Source organism: Altericroceibacterium endophyticum, assembly GCF_009827595.1.
Classification (GTDB): Bacteria; Pseudomonadota; Alphaproteobacteria; order Sphingomonadales; family Sphingomonadaceae; genus Altericroceibacterium; species Altericroceibacterium endophyticum.
The window spans coordinates 332,190-346,892 of record NZ_WTYT01000001.1; the positions used below are offsets into that span (position 1 = coordinate 332,190).

At 57.7% G+C, this 14,703-nt stretch carries 15 protein-coding genes; 9 read left to right on the forward strand and 6 right to left on the reverse strand.

The window, feature by feature from the left end; genetic code table 11:
• Positions 1-45 precede the first annotated feature (45 nt).
• Positions 46-237, forward strand: a complete 192-nt coding sequence (locus tag GRI91_RS15955) for a hypothetical protein (RefSeq protein WP_237437590.1) — start codon at positions 46-48, stop codon at positions 235-237.
• Here the strand turns inward: GRI91_RS15955 and GRI91_RS01615 are convergent.
• Entirely contained in the window at positions 234-1,127 is an 894-nt protein-coding gene (locus GRI91_RS01615) for a tyrosine recombinase XerC (protein WP_202385391.1), read from the reverse strand. The genes GRI91_RS15955 and GRI91_RS01615 overlap by 4 nt on opposite strands.
• Positions 1,124-2,275, reverse strand: coding sequence for a radical SAM family heme chaperone HemW (hemW, locus tag GRI91_RS01620; protein WP_337190298.1), 1,152 nt, complete (start codon positions 2,273-2,275; stop codon positions 1,124-1,126). Before hemW ends, GRI91_RS01615 begins: the two co-directional genes overlap by 4 nt.
• 46 nt (positions 2,276-2,321) lie before the next feature.
• On the opposite strand from hemW, the gene GRI91_RS01625 reads away from it, so the two are divergent.
• The 7 genes from GRI91_RS01625 (at position 2,322) to GRI91_RS01655 (ending at position 9,632) form a co-directional block, all read left to right on the forward strand.
• Positions 2,322-2,846 carry a CAP domain-containing protein gene (locus GRI91_RS01625; RefSeq protein ID WP_237437591.1) on the forward strand — a complete coding sequence of 175 codons (525 nt, stop codon included), beginning with the start codon at positions 2,322-2,324 and terminating at the stop codon, positions 2,844-2,846.
• Between the two features lie 73 nt (positions 2,847-2,919).
• Complete coding sequence (gene trmD / locus GRI91_RS01630; RefSeq protein WP_160734888.1) at positions 2,920-3,651, forward strand: tRNA (guanosine(37)-N1)-methyltransferase TrmD; 732 nt, start codon at positions 2,920-2,922, stop codon at positions 3,649-3,651.
• A gap of 11 nt (positions 3,652-3,662) precedes the next feature.
• Entirely contained in the window at positions 3,663-4,031 is a 369-nt protein-coding gene (gene rplS, locus GRI91_RS01635) for a 50S ribosomal protein L19 (protein ID WP_160734889.1), read from the forward strand.
• A gap of 95 nt (positions 4,032-4,126) precedes the next feature.
• The gene (locus GRI91_RS01640; protein WP_237437592.1) at positions 4,127-6,433 is read left to right on the forward strand and encodes a S9 family peptidase; all 2,307 of its coding nucleotides are present in this window, start codon (positions 4,127-4,129) and stop codon (positions 6,431-6,433) included.
• A 2-nt stretch (positions 6,434-6,435) separates the two neighbouring features.
• Positions 6,436-7,698, forward strand: a complete 1,263-nt coding sequence (locus GRI91_RS01645) for an APC family permease (protein ID WP_160734890.1) — start codon at positions 6,436-6,438, stop codon at positions 7,696-7,698.
• 96 nt (positions 7,699-7,794) lie between these two features.
• Positions 7,795-8,820 carry an aspartate-semialdehyde dehydrogenase gene (locus GRI91_RS01650; protein WP_160734891.1) on the forward strand — a complete coding sequence of 342 codons (1,026 nt, stop codon included), beginning with the start codon at positions 7,795-7,797 and terminating at the stop codon, positions 8,818-8,820.
• A 50-nt stretch (positions 8,821-8,870) separates the two neighbouring features.
• A complete protein-coding gene (locus GRI91_RS01655; RefSeq protein WP_160734892.1) occupies positions 8,871-9,632 on the forward strand; it encodes an alpha/beta fold hydrolase in 762 nt (253 codons plus the stop codon).
• Positions 9,633-9,660: 28 nt separating this feature from the next.
• Here GRI91_RS01655 and gloB read toward each other — a convergent pair whose 3' ends face one another.
• The 4 genes from gloB to aroA all read right to left on the reverse strand — a co-directional run bounded on the left by gloB (position 9,661) and on the right by aroA (position 14,500).
• Positions 9,661-10,419, reverse strand: coding sequence for a hydroxyacylglutathione hydrolase (gene gloB / locus GRI91_RS01660; protein ID WP_160734893.1), 759 nt, complete (start codon positions 10,417-10,419; stop codon positions 9,661-9,663).
• A gap of 95 nt (positions 10,420-10,514) precedes the next feature.
• Entirely contained in the window at positions 10,515-12,218 is a 1,704-nt protein-coding gene (gene rpsA / locus GRI91_RS01665) for a 30S ribosomal protein S1 (protein WP_160734894.1), read from the reverse strand.
• Between the two features lie 307 nt (positions 12,219-12,525).
• Complete coding sequence (locus GRI91_RS01670) at positions 12,526-13,155, reverse strand: (d)CMP kinase (protein ID WP_160734895.1); 630 nt, start codon at positions 13,153-13,155, stop codon at positions 12,526-12,528.
• A 16-nt stretch (positions 13,156-13,171) separates the two neighbouring features.
• Positions 13,172-14,500 (reverse strand): 3-phosphoshikimate 1-carboxyvinyltransferase, encoded by a 1,329-nt coding sequence (aroA, locus tag GRI91_RS01675; protein ID WP_160735330.1) that lies wholly within the window; start codon positions 14,498-14,500, stop codon positions 13,172-13,174.
• Here aroA and GRI91_RS15810 point away from each other — a divergent pair.
• Positions 14,481-14,675 carry a hypothetical protein gene (locus GRI91_RS15810; protein WP_202385457.1) on the forward strand — a complete coding sequence of 65 codons (195 nt, stop codon included), beginning with the start codon at positions 14,481-14,483 and terminating at the stop codon, positions 14,673-14,675. The two genes, aroA and GRI91_RS15810, sit on opposite strands and share 20 nt — an antisense overlap.
• Positions 14,676-14,703 lie beyond the last annotated feature (28 nt).

Sequence of the window (14,703 nt, forward strand, 5' to 3'; positions counted from 1 at the left end):
GTTTGAGGCAAAATGGCTCGGCGCAAGGAAAGAAGGCGTGGAAATATGTCGATATTTCAAGACTTCTTGACGCAGCGATGGGCCATTTTGGCCAAATCGCTTGGCGACGCCGAAATGGCTTCCCTCTCGAACCAAATCGCCCTTGGAAAGGCAAACAGCCTTCCCGGCGGGCGCTTTGCTCCGATATGTTCGCCATTTGGGCACCTCGACGGTGCTGTTTATGAGTTTACGGCCTAACCACGTTCACGCGGGTGCGCTTTGCGGTACGTGTCCAGCAAACTCGATGCATCAACCTTGGTATAGATCTGGGTCGACCCCAGGCTGGCATGGCCGAGCAATTCCTGCAGGCTGCGCAAATCGGCGCCTGCACCCAGTAAATGCGTCGCGAAGGAATGGCGCAAGGCATGCGGCGTTGCGCTTTCGGGCAGGCCGACAGTGATCCGTGCAGCCGAGACCGCCTTACGAATCAATCCATCGCTGAGCGGTCCTCCTTTGGCACCGCGAAACAAAGCCTTATCTGGCTCTAATCGATACGGGCAGGCCGCGATATATTGATCGACCGCGTCGCGGATGACGGGAAGGATAGGGACAACACGCTGTTTATCGCCCTTACCGGTCACGACCAACCGGTCACTCAGCGGATAATCTGAACCGCGCAGAGAAACCGCCTCGGCTATTCTGAGTCCCGCCCCATACATCAGCAGCAGCACCGCACTATCGCGCGCGCCAATCCAGGGTTGCGCCGCACTTTCGCGTACAATTGTGATCAGGCTGATCACATCATCGGGGGAGATGGGACGCGGCAAGCCCTTCTTCACCCGCGGTCCGCGCATGCGGGGCGGCTGCTTCTCCAATCCGGCCTTGTCCTGCGCAAAGGTGATGAAGCCCTTAATTGCTGACAATTCGCGCGCTGCGGAAATGTTGCCCAGACCTTCCGATCTGCGATCTGCCAGGTGATTGCGCAGCTTTGCCGGTCTCAGTTGCGCAACGGCCATCCAGTCGGACAGATCAAGTTGCTCGGTCAGTCGGTCTGCCGCATCGCAATAGGCACGCACCGTATGAGCAGACCGGCGCCGGCCATTGATCAGATGTTCACGCCATGCCGCCAGCAGATCGTGACGGCTCATGATTCGACCAGTGCGGCAGGCACGATTTCACCGAGCAGGGCATCCAGCAGGGGCATCCCCCTGTCCGTGACAATCAGGCGGCTGTCTTCTTCACGCAGAAGGCCCATGTTGGCATAAAAATCGGCATTCTTCCGATCAATCAGTTGGCTGCTGGGAATGTTGAAGCGCCGGGACATCGCGGCGAGATCAATTCCTTCATCGAGCCGCAATCCCATCAACAAAGCCTCTGAAACCTGCGTAGAAGGCGTCAGGTCCAGCTCTTGCTTGATGCCGTGGCCGTTGCGCGTCACCGCTTCCAGCCAGTTCTCAGGCTTTTTGTGCCTTTGTGTGGCCGCGCTTGAGCGCCGCCCATGGGCACCGGGGCCGATGCCGCAATAATCGAGATAGCGCCAATAGGTCAGATTATGGCGGCTTTCCTCACCGGGTCTTGCGTGATTGCTGATTTCATAGGCGGGCAGGCCGGCGGCTGCGGTAATTTCCCGTGTCATGGTGAAGAGATCGGCCGCCGGATCATCATCCAGCGGCATGAAACGCTTCAATCGCACATCACTGGCAAAGCGGGTCCCCGCTTCAATCGTTAATTGATAGAGCGACAAATGCCCGGTGCCGAAATCGATGGCGCGGCGCAGTTCGTCTTCCCAGGCGGCTGGGCTCTGATCGGGGCGGGCATAGATAAGATCGAAGCTGACGCGAGAGAAATGCTGCTGCGCCACGCCCAGTGCGGCAATGCCTTCCTCTGCATCATGCAGACGCCCGAGAAAGCGGAGGTCCTCGTTGTTCAGCGCCTGCAGCCCCAGCGAGACACGGTTTATCCCTGCCTGCGCAAGTGCTGCAAAATTGGCCGCCTCCACAGAGGAAGGATTCGCCTCCAGTGTAATCTCGATATTATCAGCAAAGCCCCAGAGCTGCTCTGCTTCATTCAGTAGCGTTTCAACCATCGCGGGGGGCATCAGCGATGGCGTGCCGCCGCCAAAAAAGATCGACCGCAAGGGCTCGCCGCCAGCCAGTGCCGCTTCATGACGCATATCGGCCAGCAGGGCAGCTTCCCACGCATCATGGTCCACATGATCCCGGACATGCGAATTGAAGTCGCAATAGGGGCATTTGGCGAGACAGAACGGCCAGTGAATATAAAGCGCTTGAGCCACACCTGTTTCAGCAGGTGTTAACGCTTTTTTGTCAAGAGTTGTCGTCATGAAAATCGGGCGTATTCTTGCATTTCTGCTGACTGGTTGCCTCTCCATGCTGGTTGTGAGTGCACATGCTTCCAGGCCTGATGATCGGTTCCAGCGCACGATTCTGGTTAGTCATAATATCGAAAGGGTAACGCTGGGCCTCAAGCCGCTGCATTGGAATGCGCAATTGGCAGATGAGGCCAATGAGTGGGCGCGGCGTCTGGCTAGGGAAGGGCGCATACGGCATTCGCATGTTACCGAGCGCAAGGGGGCCGGCGAAAACCTGTGGGCTGGCACACACGGATATTATCAGCCGCAGGATATCATGAACGCCTTTCTTGCCGAAAGACGTGATTTCCGCGCCGGGGTGTTTCCTGACGTGTCGCGGACGGGAAGCTGGAATGATGTTGGCCATTATACGCAGATCATATGGCCAGACACACGCTATGTTGGCTGTGCGAGTGCGAGGGGCAGAAGCTATGATTATGTCGTTTGCCGTTACTGGCCAGCAGGCAACATCATCGGCCGCCGCATCGCGCCGTAAAGCCATGAGGGGCGGGTGGGAGTGTGGAAGTCACCCTCTTTGCCTACGGCAATTCCTCCTCTAAGGGCACACAATGAGCTTTGCTGCGACCTTATTGACGCTATATCCCGATATGTTTCCCGGCCCGCTGGGCCATTCACTGGCTGGCCGCGCGCTGGAACGCGGTGACTGGTCGCTGGATTGCGTGCAGATCCGTGATTTTGCCACGGACAAGCACCGGACCGTGGATGACACACCAGCAGGTGGTGGGGCCGGAATGGTGCTGAAGGCAGATATTCTGTCCGGCGCGATTGATCACGCCCGTGCAAAACAGCCCGATGCTCCGATCTTGGCCATGACGCCGCGCGGGAAACCGATCACGCAGGCGCGGATTCGTGATCTGGTGGCGGGGCCGGGGGTCACGTTGCTCTGCGGCCGGTTCGAAGGCTTTGATGAACGGATCTTTGAAGCGCGCGATATTGAAGAAGTATCGGTCGGCGATATCGTTCTATCGGGCGGGGAGCCAGCGGCGCTGATGATTCTCGACGCTTGCATTCGGCTGCTTCCCGGAGTAATGGGCGCGGCTACGAGCGGGTCCGAAGAATCCTTCGAAGAAGGCTTGCTTGAATATCCGCAATACACCCGACCCGTTGAATGGGAAGGGCGCACGATCCCTGAAGTGCTGCGATCGGGGGATCATGCGAAGATTGCCGCATGGCGAAAGTCACGCGCGCAACAGGACACACGGTTACGCAGGCCGGACCTTTGGGAACGTCATAGTGGCGTTCGGGACCAGCCTGCCTCTGGCGCGCGGCACGATAATTGAGGAATAGGTCTATGAACCTGATTCAGCAGCTCGAAAAAGAACAGATCGAGCAACTCAGCGATGGGAAAGAAATTCCCACATTCCGCGCAGGCGATACCGTCCGCGTTGGTGTGCGTGTTGTTGAAGGCACGCGCGAACGTGTTCAGAATTTCGAAGGTGTCTGCATTGCCCGTTCCAACCGCGGCATGGGCAGCAACTTCACTGTTCGCAAGATGAGCTTTGGCGAAGGTGTGGAACGCGTGTTCCCGCTGTACTCGCCCAACCTCGACTCCATTACCGTGGTTCGCCGCGGTATCGTGCGTCGTGCGAAGCTGTATTATCTGCGTGGTCGCACCGGCAAACGGGCGCGCATTGCAGAGCGTCGTGATAATCAGGGCTAAGCTTCCACAGCCGCTTGAAAAAAGTTAATGAAAGGGCGCCCTGACTATCCGGTCAGGGCGCCCTTTTGTTTTTCCCTCAATGAGATGGTCCCGGCATGATCCCCATTCGCTACGCATTATCGTCCAGCATCATGGCATTGGCACTTTCGGCCGCGCTATCTGCAACCACAGCGCAGGCCGCGCCCGCAACCGATGCCGCACAGGAGAAGCCCATGGCTAGTGACGCCGCCGAATCCGGTGAATTGACGCTGGAGCGCGTCTTCGCCAGCCCGTCTCTGGATGGTCCCTCTCCGCGCGGTTTGAAGCTGTCACCCGATGGCCGTTATCTGACCTTGCTGCGTAACCGTGATGATGACCGCCAGCGCTACGACCTGTGGGGCTATGACCGGGAAACCGGCAAATGGCAGATGCTGGTTGATAGCGAGAAGCTCGGCTCCGGCCGCGCGCTGTCCGAAGCAGAGAAGATGCAGCGGGAACGGCTGCGGATCGGCGATCTCAAAGGGATTGTGAGCTATGAATGGTCTGAAGATGGCCAGTCATTGCTCGTGCCGCTGGAAGGTGATCTGTATCTTGCCGGCATTGACGGTTCTGTTCAGCGGCTCACCGATACGGAAGAATCAGAACTTAATCCGGCGCTGAGCGAACGCGGCAATTACGTTTCTTTCGTACGCGATGGCAGATTGTTTGTCGGCGCATTGGGCGAAGCTGCGCAGCCGATTACGCCTGAGGAAGACGGGCCTGTTCAATGGGGTGTTTCCGAATTCGTCGCGCAGGAGGAAATGGACCGTCATGATGGCTATTGGTGGTCCCCCACGGATCAGCGCATCGCGGTCGCACGGGTGGATGAAACGCCGGTCGGCATCGTAACCCGCACAGCCATCGGCGCCACGGGCACCAAGACTTATCAGCAGCGCTACCCCGCCGCCGGAACGCCCAATGCCGATGTCCGGCTCTTCGTAATGAACCCGGATGGTGACGCGCGCGTCGAGGTCGATCTGGGGCCGGATCGGGATATTTATTTGGCACGGGTTGATTGGGCACCGGATGGCTCTGCTCTCTATGTGCAGCGCGAAAATCGCGAGCAGACCCGGCTTGATATGCTGAAAGTGGACCCGGCAACTGGCAAGTCTCAGCTTCTGTTCTCGGAACAGGCGCGCGAAAAGAGCTGGATCAATCTGTCGCATGATTATCGCTTTCTGGATGATGGCAGCCTGATCTGGTGGTCTGAAAGAAGCGGCTATGGGCACCTCTACCGCTTTGCCGATGGGGAATGGCAGGCGCTGACCTCGGGCGACTGGGTGGTGACGAGCCTTGATGGCGTGGATCAGGAAAGCGGCACTGTCTATTTTACCGGGACGCTGGATGATCCGCTGGCGACGCAGATCTATTCGCTGAACCTGTCGGACCCGGCGGAAATCTCGCGGCTGTCCGATGCCGATTACGTCAACGGTGCGAAGATGGATGATGCCGGCAAGACGCTGATCGTCGGACGATCATCAGGCAATCAGCCCAAGCAATATTACCTTGCTGATGGGGCTGGTGAACGCCTGACCTGGATCGAGGAAAACGTTCTGGATGCATCGCATCCCTATGCGCCTTATCTCGCCAGCCATCGTTCCGCGCAATATGGCGTCATCGAAGCAGAAGACGGCACGCCGCTCCATTACATGATGATCACGCCAGAGTTGGAAGAGGGCAAGAAATATCCGGTCTTTTCCCAGCATTATGGCGGCCCGCATGTGCAAACTGTCACGAAGGGCTGGATCTCTCCACTGGCGCAGAAGATCGTCGATGAAGGCTATATCTATTTTGCGCTCGACAATCGTGGCAGCGCCAATCGCGGTGTCGATTTCGAAAGCGCAATCTGGCACGCGATGGGTTCGGTCGAGGTTGCCGACCAGAAATCCGGGACGGAATTACTGAAAACGCTTCCTTTCGTCGATGGATCGCGGATCGCGACCTATGGATGGTCCTATGGCGGCTATATGACGCTGAAAATGCTGGAAGCCGATCCGGGGCTTTACGCTGCCGGTATTGCTGGTGCTCCCGTGACCCGCTGGGAACTGTATGACACCCATTATACCGAGCGTTACATGGGCAATCCGCAGCGGGATGGGGCTGCCTATGAGTTATCCTCGGCCATTCCCGATGCGACCGGAATTGCTGATCCGATGCTGCTTATTCATGGCATGGCTGATGACAATGTGGTGTTTGAGAACTCGTCGGAGCTGATCGGGGTTTTGCAGGCCGACGCCGTGCCCTTTGAAATGATGCTGTACCCGGGCAAAACGCATGCAGTGAAAGGCCCGAGGATCAGTGTCCATGTATGGGAAACGATTTTCAATTTCCTGAAGGATAAGGGTGTCGCGCCGACGAGTGACGGTGCGGCGTCTGCGAACTGACAATGGTGCACCATTCCGCTCAACGCCCTGCCAGCGCCATTCCGGATAAGCTGCCCAACTTTGTTTCGGCTTTATCGGGGGAGGGCGCATCATCATCCGGTGGCGCGCTAGGCCTCGCCGGAGCATGGGCCATGGGTGTTGGCGGAATGATTGGCGGCGGGATATTCTCGACGCTGGGCGTGGTGATCGGCGCGGCGGGGCAATGGACCTGGGCCAGTTTCCTGATCGGCGGTTTGATTGCCTTGGCAACCGGTCATTGTATGGCCGCATTGACGGTGGATGGCGACCGGTCGGGTGGAATTTACCGGTTTTTGCGGCTTCAGGGATACGATAAATCTGCGCACCTGTCGGCGCTGGTCCTGCTTCTCGGCTATACGTTGACCATTGCCGTCTACGCTTTCACCTTCGGATCCTATCTCGCCAATGTGTTTGGCGGGCCTGCATGGATGCCGCAAGCGATGGGTGTTGCGGCGATCATCGTGCTGGCGGGCATAAATCTGCGCGGTGCAAGCGATGCTGCCGGGGTCGAAATCGCCATCGTCGTGGGCAAGCTGACCATTCTGGCCGGATTGGGGATCGCCGGGTTGGTTCATTTTAATGCAGCCAGGCTGGCGGTTGAAAATCCGCCCGGATGGTTCGGAGCCATTATCGGCGCAGCCAGCGTATTCATGGCCTATGAAGGGTTTGAGCTGCTGTCTTATGATTATGACGAAATGGCTGATCGCAAGCGGCTGATCCGTCGGGTCATGCCGCTCACCATTGGCACGGCGATCTTCGTTTATATTGCCATAGCGCTCGCGGTTCCCATGCTTGTGGATACCTCCAGACTGATCTCGGATGGTGAAGTCGCATTGGCCGAGGCAGGGCAGGCATTGCTCGGCACACCGGGACTGTTGCTGATTACCGCGGCAGCCGCAATGTCCACAGGATCCGCTATCAATGCCACTCTGTTTTCATCCGCGCGCCTTGCGCGGGAGGTGGCGAGTGAAAAGAAGCTGCCGGCAGTGTTTGCCCATGAAAATGCACAGCACTCGCCCTATATCGGCGTTCTGACTCTCGGCAGCGGCGCCATCGTGCTGACGATATTAGGCGGCCTCGCATCATTGGTAACCGGCGCAAGCATCGTTTTTCTGCTGGTGTTCGGCACGGTCAACTTTCTTGCGTGGCGCGAAGGGGTTGGAAACCGGTTCTATGCGGCCTTTGGTACGGTGGGCGCTTTCCTATCAACCATTCTGCTCGCGCTGCATCTGAGCAAAATTGTTTGAAATAATATTACAAATATATCGGGCCTACCGGGAAATTTGTTGCGTCTGTATTGAGCATCATTAAAGGCGGGCCCAGCAGAGATAATGGAGTGAATAATGGGTTATCGGGTAGCGGTAGTTGGTGCGACGGGTAATGTCGGGCGCGAAATGCTCGCCATTCTGGCGGAGCGCGAATTCCCGATGGATGAAATCGCAGCGCTGGCAAGTTCTCGGTCGGTCGGCAGCGAGGTCGAAATCGGCGATTCCGGCCGCAAGGTGAAATGTCAGAATGTTGAACATTTCGATTTCACCGGATGGGATATCGCCTTGTTCGCAGCGGGCTCCGGCCCGACCAAGACCTATGCCCCCATCGCCGCTGCAGCAGGCTGCGTCGTGATCGATAACAGCTCGCTTTACCGGATGGACCCGGACGTTCCGTTGATCGTGCCGGAAGTGAACCCGGACGCGATTGACGGCTATAAGAAGAAGAACATCATCGCCAATCCCAATTGCTCCACGGCGCAATTGATGGTGGTGCTCAAGCCACTGCATGACGCCGCAGGGATCAAGCGGGTCGTGCTCAGCACCTATCAGTCGGTTTCCGGCTCGGGCAAGGCCGGGATGGATGAACTGTTCCAGCAAAGCCGCGCCATCTTCGTCGGTGATCCGGTGGAACCCGAAACCTACCCCAAGCAGATCGCCTTCAATGTCATCCCGCATATCGATGTGTTCATGGATGATGGTTCCACCAAGGAAGAGTGGAAGATGGTGGTCGAAACGAAGAAGATCCTCGACCCGAAGATCAAATTGAACGCTACCTGCGTTCGCGTGCCGGTCTTTGTAGGCCATTCGGAAGCGGTGAATATCGAATTCGAACGCGAGATTTCGGCCGAGGAAGCGCAGAACATCTTGCGTGAAGCGCCTGGCTGCATGCTGGTCGATAAGCGCGAAGATGGCGGTTATGTCACGCCGGTGGAATGTGTTGGCGACGGCGCAACCTATATCAGCCGCGTGCGTGATGATCCGACGATCGATAATGGGCTGACGCTGTGGTGCGTGTCAGACAATCTGCGCAAAGGCGCGGCACTCAATGCGGTTCAGATCGCTGAATTGCTCGGCCGTCGCCATCTCAAAAAGGGCTGATAGCCCGTTTGCTCTTGCGCCGCCTCCCGCAGCTCTGCGATAGGCGGCGCATGACAAAAAAAGAAACCTTTGCCGGTTTTGACGGCACCGAGCTCGCCCTTCACCGCATGGGGGAAGGGCGGCCGATCGTGCTGCTTCATGGTTTGTTTTCAAGCGCGGAAATGAACTGGATTCGTTTCGGTCATGCAAAACAGCTGGCCGAGGCGGGTTTTGAAGTCCTGATGCCTGATTTGCGCGCGCATGGTGAGAGCGGGAAACCGCATGATCCGGCGGCCTATCCGCCCGATGTGCTGGTTCGTGATGCGATGGCTCTTGTTGAGCATTGCAATCTGACTGACTTCGACCTCGCCGGTTTTTCCCTTGGTGCGCGTACTGCCGTTCGTGCGGTTCTGGCAGGGTTGGCACCGCGGCGCCTGGCGCTGTGCGGAATGGGGCTGGAAGGGCTGGCTGGCTGGGACAAGCGGGCGGCATTCTTCATCGATGCGATCGACCGCTTTGATGAAATCAAACATGGTGATCCTGCCTTCTTCGCTGTTTCATTCATGAAAACGATGAAGGTCGACCGCGAGGCCGCGCGCCTGTTGCTTCAGTCAGTCGATGACACGGAAACGTCCGAACTGCGCAACGTGGATATGCGCACATTGATTATCTGCGGTGACAAGGACCGCGATAATGGATCGCCGGACAAACTGGCAGACGCTTTGCCTGATGCCTCAACGGCCGAGATACCCGGCACACATATGAGCAGCGTTGCAGAAAGCGCGCTGGGTGACGCCTTGTGCAATTTCTTCTTGGATGATGCGGCTGATTAGGCCGCAAATTCTCAGGCGATAATCGGCATTAGAAATTGTCCTTCGCACTTCTTAGCGCAGCAAAGGTCTCATGCGGCTGTGTGCCGCCCCAGCGCTGCTGAAGAATGGGCTCATCCGCGCGCAGGAAGGGGTTTGTTTGCAGCTCGCGTTCCAGCAACGTCGGAACGGTGGGTTTGCCTTTTTCCCGCTGGGCGGTAATTTCAGCGGCATATTCTGCCAGCGCCTGATTGTCAGGATCGGCGTGAAGCGCGAATTTGGCATTCGCTGCCGTATATTCATGTGCGCAGTAAATTGCCGTGTCAGCAGGCAAGGCCTTCAAGCGGCTGAGGCTGGCCCAGAATTGCGGGGCACTGCCTTCGAACATACGGCCACAGCCCAGTGCAAACAGTGCATCGCCTACGAATGCGACCTTTGCATCGGGTAAATGATAGGCGACGTGACCGTGGGTGTGGCCGCCAACATTGATGACATTGGCGGTGTAGGCGCCGATTTTGACCTCGTCGTCCTGGTCGACGGTGCGATCGATGCCGGCGATCTTGGCTGCATCACCCGTGGGTGCGGTGACGGTGCACTGCGTCGCTGCCTTGATCTCTTCATTCCCTCCCGCATGGTCCGGATGCCAATGGGTGTTCCAGATCTGCGTGATTTGCCAGCCCTTAGCCTTCGCTTCACGCAAATAGGCGGATGCGTCGGGCGTATCGATGCACACTGTTTCTCCGCTGTCAGGATCATGGAGCAGGAAACCGTAATTGTCGGACAGGCAGGGGAATTGGTGAATCTGAAGCATGTCACCAATCTAGGCATTCGCCAGAATAAGAAAAGGCCCGGCAACGCGAAGCTGCCGGGCCTTTCTTTAAGCTTTAGAAGCTTGCGAGGGCGAACTTAGTCGTCCTGCTTCTTGAGCGCTTCGCCAAGAATGTCGCCGAGCGATGCGCCGGAATCCGACGAACCGTACTGAGCAACTGCCTGCTTCTCTTCCGAGATCTGGCGAGCCTTGATCGAGAAGTTCGGCTTCTTCGAACGATCGAAACCGGTGACCATGGCATCGATCTTCTGGCCGGTCTGGAAACGATCGGGACGCTGTTCGTCGCGATCGCGGCCGAGATCCGAACGCTTGATGAAGCCGGTTGCACCGTCTTCGCCAACCTGCACTTCGAGGCCGCCATCGCGAACTTCGAGAACGCTGACAGTAACCACGTCGCCACGCTTGAGCGAATCGCCCGAAGCGGCAGCGGCCGGAGCACCCTTTTCAAGCTGCTTCATGCCGAGGCTGATGCGTTCCTTGTCGACATCGACGTCGAGCACAACGGCTTCAACTTCTTCACCCTTACGGTGCAGGGCGAGGGCGTCTTCACCCGAGATGCCCCATGCAATGTCGGACATGTGAACCATGCCGTCGACATCGCCGTCGAGACCGATGAACAGGCCGAATTCGGTAGCATTCTTGACTTCGCCCGAAACGGTCGAGCCGATCGGATGCTTGTCTGCGAATTCTTCCCACGGATTGCCCTGAGCCTGCTTGAGGCCGAGGCTGATGCGGCGCTTGTCGGCATCGACTTCGAGAACGACAACTTCGACTTCCTGGCTGGTCGAAACGATCTTGCCGGGATGGACGTTCTTCTTGGTCCAGCTCATTTCCGAAACGTGGACCAGGCCTTCAATACCAGCTTCCAGTTCGACGAAAGCACCATATTCAGTGATATTCGTGACCTGGCCGTTGACCTTCATGCCAACCGGATACTTGACGGCAACGCCTTCCCACGGATCGCTTTCAAGCTGCTTCATGCCGAGGCTGATGCGCTGCGTTTCCGGGTTGATGCGGATGATCTGAACCGTCACGGTCTGGCCGATTTCGACCACTTCGCTCGGGTGGTTGACGCGCTTGTAGCTCATGTCGGTGACATGCAGCAGGCCGTCGATGCCGCCGAGATCAACAAAGGCACCGTAATCGGTGATGTTCTTCACAACACCTTCGATAACCTGACCTTCGGACAGCTTGTCGATCAGTTCGCTGCGCTGTTCGGCGCGCGTTTCTTCCAGAACGGCACGACGCGAAACAACGATATTGCCGCGACGACGGTCCATCTTGAGGATCTGGAAAGGCTGCGGCATTTCCATCAGCGGGGTGACATCGCGCACGGGGCGGATATCGACCTGGCTGCCGGGCAGGAAGGCCACGGCGCCGTCGAGATCGACGGTGAAGCCACCCTTCACACGGCCGAAGATACGGCCTTCGACGCGCTTGCCTTCGCCGAATTCGCTTTCCAGCTTGTCCCAGGCGGCTTCGCGGCGTGCGCGGTCGCGGCTGAGCATTGCTTCGCCTTCGGCGTTTTCAACGCGGTCGACATACACTTCAACTTCGGAACCGACCTGCAGGCCGTGATCGTCGTCGTTGCGCATAAATTCTTTGAGAGCGATACGGCCTTCGCTCTTAAGGCCGACATCGACGAGCGCCATGCCATTTTCGATGGCGGTTACGGTGCCTTTAACGACGCGGCCTTCAAAGCCACCTTCGTCGGCAGCGCCGAGCTGTTCGTCGAGGAGTGCCGCGAAATCGTCGCGGGAGGGATTTGGCGCAGTTGCCATAGGGTTAGAGTTCCTAATCACGTTTTTCCGGCCAAGCGGTTGGTTCCGCTGGTCTTGTGGCCGAACTGCCCAGATGACCGAATGCCAGCCTGAGCGATCTTCGAATAAAATCTGACGGGCGTGAACATGGAAAAAGCGAAAAAGTACCTGCCCGCTATAGGGATGTACTGGTTCCGACTGATTTTCTTGATGAAGCCATCTGATGCGGCCCTGCCACGCTCGAACAGGAAAAATCCGTCGAACGGGCGGGCGCTTAAGGCAAAATGAGGGAAAAGGCAAGTTTGACCTGGTCAAATATGCTTAATTGTTACGAAAAGCTCGCCTTTACGTCCTCTGCCACGTCAATCGCGGCCTGAATAGCATCATCCTTGTTCAGGGCGCTTGTATCTATGATGTAGGCATCCTGTGCGGGAATAAGAGGAGCCTCTGTCCGGTTGCGGTCACGCTCATCACGTTGCCGCAAATCCTCTTCTATCGCCGCCAGAGTGACATCGTCATTCCTCTGCTTCATTTCCAGAAAACGACGCTGCGCCCGCGCATCTACTGATGCGGTAACGAACAATTTAATTTCAGCCTCGGGCGCAATTACGGTGCCAATATCCCGGCCATCCAGCACCGCGCCGCCTGCCTGGGTCGCGAAGCTGCGCTGGCGTTCGTAGAGCGCCTTTCGAACATCCGTGTGAATGGAAACCCGACTCGCCAACCCGCCAGTTCTTTCCGATCGCAATTCCGGATCGGAAAGAAGTGCGTCGGGAAAATCACAGGCGGCCAGAGCGTCCGCGGATGAATCCGGATCCATGCCCTGCAACTCCGCCTGCCGCCCGACCGCGCGATACAGCAGGCCGGTGTCGAGATGTGGCAGGTTGAAATGCTGGGCCAGCGCCTTCGCAATTGTTCCTTTGCCCGAGGCTGTCGGTCCATCCACCGCGATAATCATGGCCAAGTCCGCCTTTTCAATCTGCCGAGGTCAATTGGTCGAGCAATTGCTCGAAATCCGGGAAGCTGGTGCCGATGGGGCTCGTGTCGTCGATCTCGACTCCGGATTGGCTGCCGAGTCCGGCAATCGCCATGCTCATAGCAATTCGGTGGTCGAGATGGGTTTTGATCGAGCCTTCTGCACCGGGCAGGTATTCACCCGCCGTGCCGGTAATGGTGATGCCATCACCCTGTTCCTCAACATTGGCACCAATATGGGCGAGGGCTTCCGCCATCACGGCAAGCCTGTCCGATTCCTTGACACGCAATTCTTCCAGGCCAGTCGCAATGGTGGTCCCTTCGGCAAAGGCTGCGGCTACGAAGAGGGCTGGAAATTCATCGACCATGCTGGGCACAATAGCAGGGTCCACAGTAATGCCCTTGAGGGGAGAGTGTCGGATACGCAGATCAGCCACCGGCTCACCGCCAACTTCACGGCGGTTTTCTTCTACGATCTGGCCGCCCATTTTTCGCAAGACCTCGAACAGACCGGCGCGTGTGGGATTAAGCCCGACATTTTCGATCGTGATTTCACTCCCCGGCACGATCAGTGCCGCCACCACGAAGAAGGCCGCAGAAGACGGGTCTCCGGGAACATCGATGATTTGCGGGGATAGCTCTGCTTCACCGCGCAGGCTGATGATTCGTTCTCCGTCCACTTCTTCCACCTGCAGATCGGCGCCAAAACCTTTCAGCATGCGTTCCGTGTGGTCGCGGGTGGGGACAGGTTCGATGACCTTGGTGATCCCGGCCGTGTTCAGGCCAGCCAACAAAACCGCGCTTTTAACCTGGGCGGAGGCCACAGGTAGACGATAAGTGATCGGGATGGCCGGGCAAATACCGCGTAGTGTCAGCGGCAATCTTCCGCCTTCGCTGGCTTCAAACTGCGCGCCGGTTTCGGAAAGCGGTGTGATGACGCGGCCCATCGGGCGGGAGGACAGGCTGGCATCACCGACAAAGCGAACCTCTACCGGGTGACTGGCAACCAGGCCCATCAACAGGCGCACGGCAGTGCCGCTATTCCCCATATCCACGGCGTTTTCGGGTTGCTGAAGGCCGCCGACACCAACACCATGGATGACCCATTCCACCGCATCAGCATTCTGGCGGCGTTCGATTTTTGCACCCATCGCCCGCAATGCATCTGCGGTCGCGATAACATCTTCGCCTTCGAGCAGGCCGGTTACACGGCTTTCTCCAACCGCAAGAGCACCGAACATAAGAGAACGATGGCTAATGGACTTGTCACCCGGTACACGGATTCGGCCGGTCAAGGGATTGCCACTGATGAAGCGACGGGGCCGCAGGCCCGGTCCTGACGTGGTGGAAGGCGAAATAGAGGTCAAACGTCATGTCTTTCGGGAAATTGATAGTGACGCGGCTTTTGACAGCGAGACTACCCTATGGCAAGGCGCGCCGCTCTTGATTCCGGTGCGAAGCGCGCCCATCAAGATCAACGAGATTTTTGATCCCGCCCGGTAAGTCCGGCGGGCAGCGTTTGAGGAAATTG

Bases quoted from the DNA above. Each gene is read 5' to 3' on its own strand.
- GRI91_RS15955 (WP_237437590.1), top strand. From the start codon at position 46: ATGTCGATATTTCAAGACTTCTTGACGCAGCGATGGGCCATTTTGGCC.
- GRI91_RS01615 (WP_202385391.1), bottom strand. From the start codon at position 1,127: ATGAGCCGTCACGATCTGCTGGCGGCATGGCGTGAACATCTGATCAAT.
- GRI91_RS01625 (WP_237437591.1), top strand. From the start codon at position 2,322: ATGAAAATCGGGCGTATTCTTGCATTTCTGCTGACTGGTTGCCTCTCC.
- trmD (WP_160734888.1), top strand. From the start codon at position 2,920: ATGAGCTTTGCTGCGACCTTATTGACGCTATATCCCGATATGTTTCCC.
- rplS (WP_160734889.1), top strand. From the start codon at position 3,663: ATGAACCTGATTCAGCAGCTCGAAAAAGAACAGATCGAGCAACTCAGC.
- GRI91_RS01640 (WP_237437592.1), top strand. From the start codon at position 4,127: ATGATCCCCATTCGCTACGCATTATCGTCCAGCATCATGGCATTGGCA.
- GRI91_RS01645 (WP_160734890.1), top strand. From the start codon at position 6,436: ATGGTGCACCATTCCGCTCAACGCCCTGCCAGCGCCATTCCGGATAAG.
- GRI91_RS01650 (WP_160734891.1), top strand. From the start codon at position 7,795: ATGGGTTATCGGGTAGCGGTAGTTGGTGCGACGGGTAATGTCGGGCGC.
- GRI91_RS01655 (WP_160734892.1), top strand. From the start codon at position 8,871: ATGACAAAAAAAGAAACCTTTGCCGGTTTTGACGGCACCGAGCTCGCC.
- gloB (WP_160734893.1), bottom strand. From the start codon at position 10,419: ATGCTTCAGATTCACCAATTCCCCTGCCTGTCCGACAATTACGGTTTC.
- rpsA (WP_160734894.1), bottom strand. From the start codon at position 12,218: ATGGCAACTGCGCCAAATCCCTCCCGCGACGATTTCGCGGCACTCCTC.
- GRI91_RS01670 (WP_160734895.1), bottom strand. From the start codon at position 13,155: ATGATTATCGCGGTGGATGGACCGACAGCCTCGGGCAAAGGAACAATT.
- GRI91_RS15810 (WP_202385457.1), top strand. From the start codon at position 14,481: ATGAAGCGACGGGGCCGCAGGCCCGGTCCTGACGTGGTGGAAGGCGAA.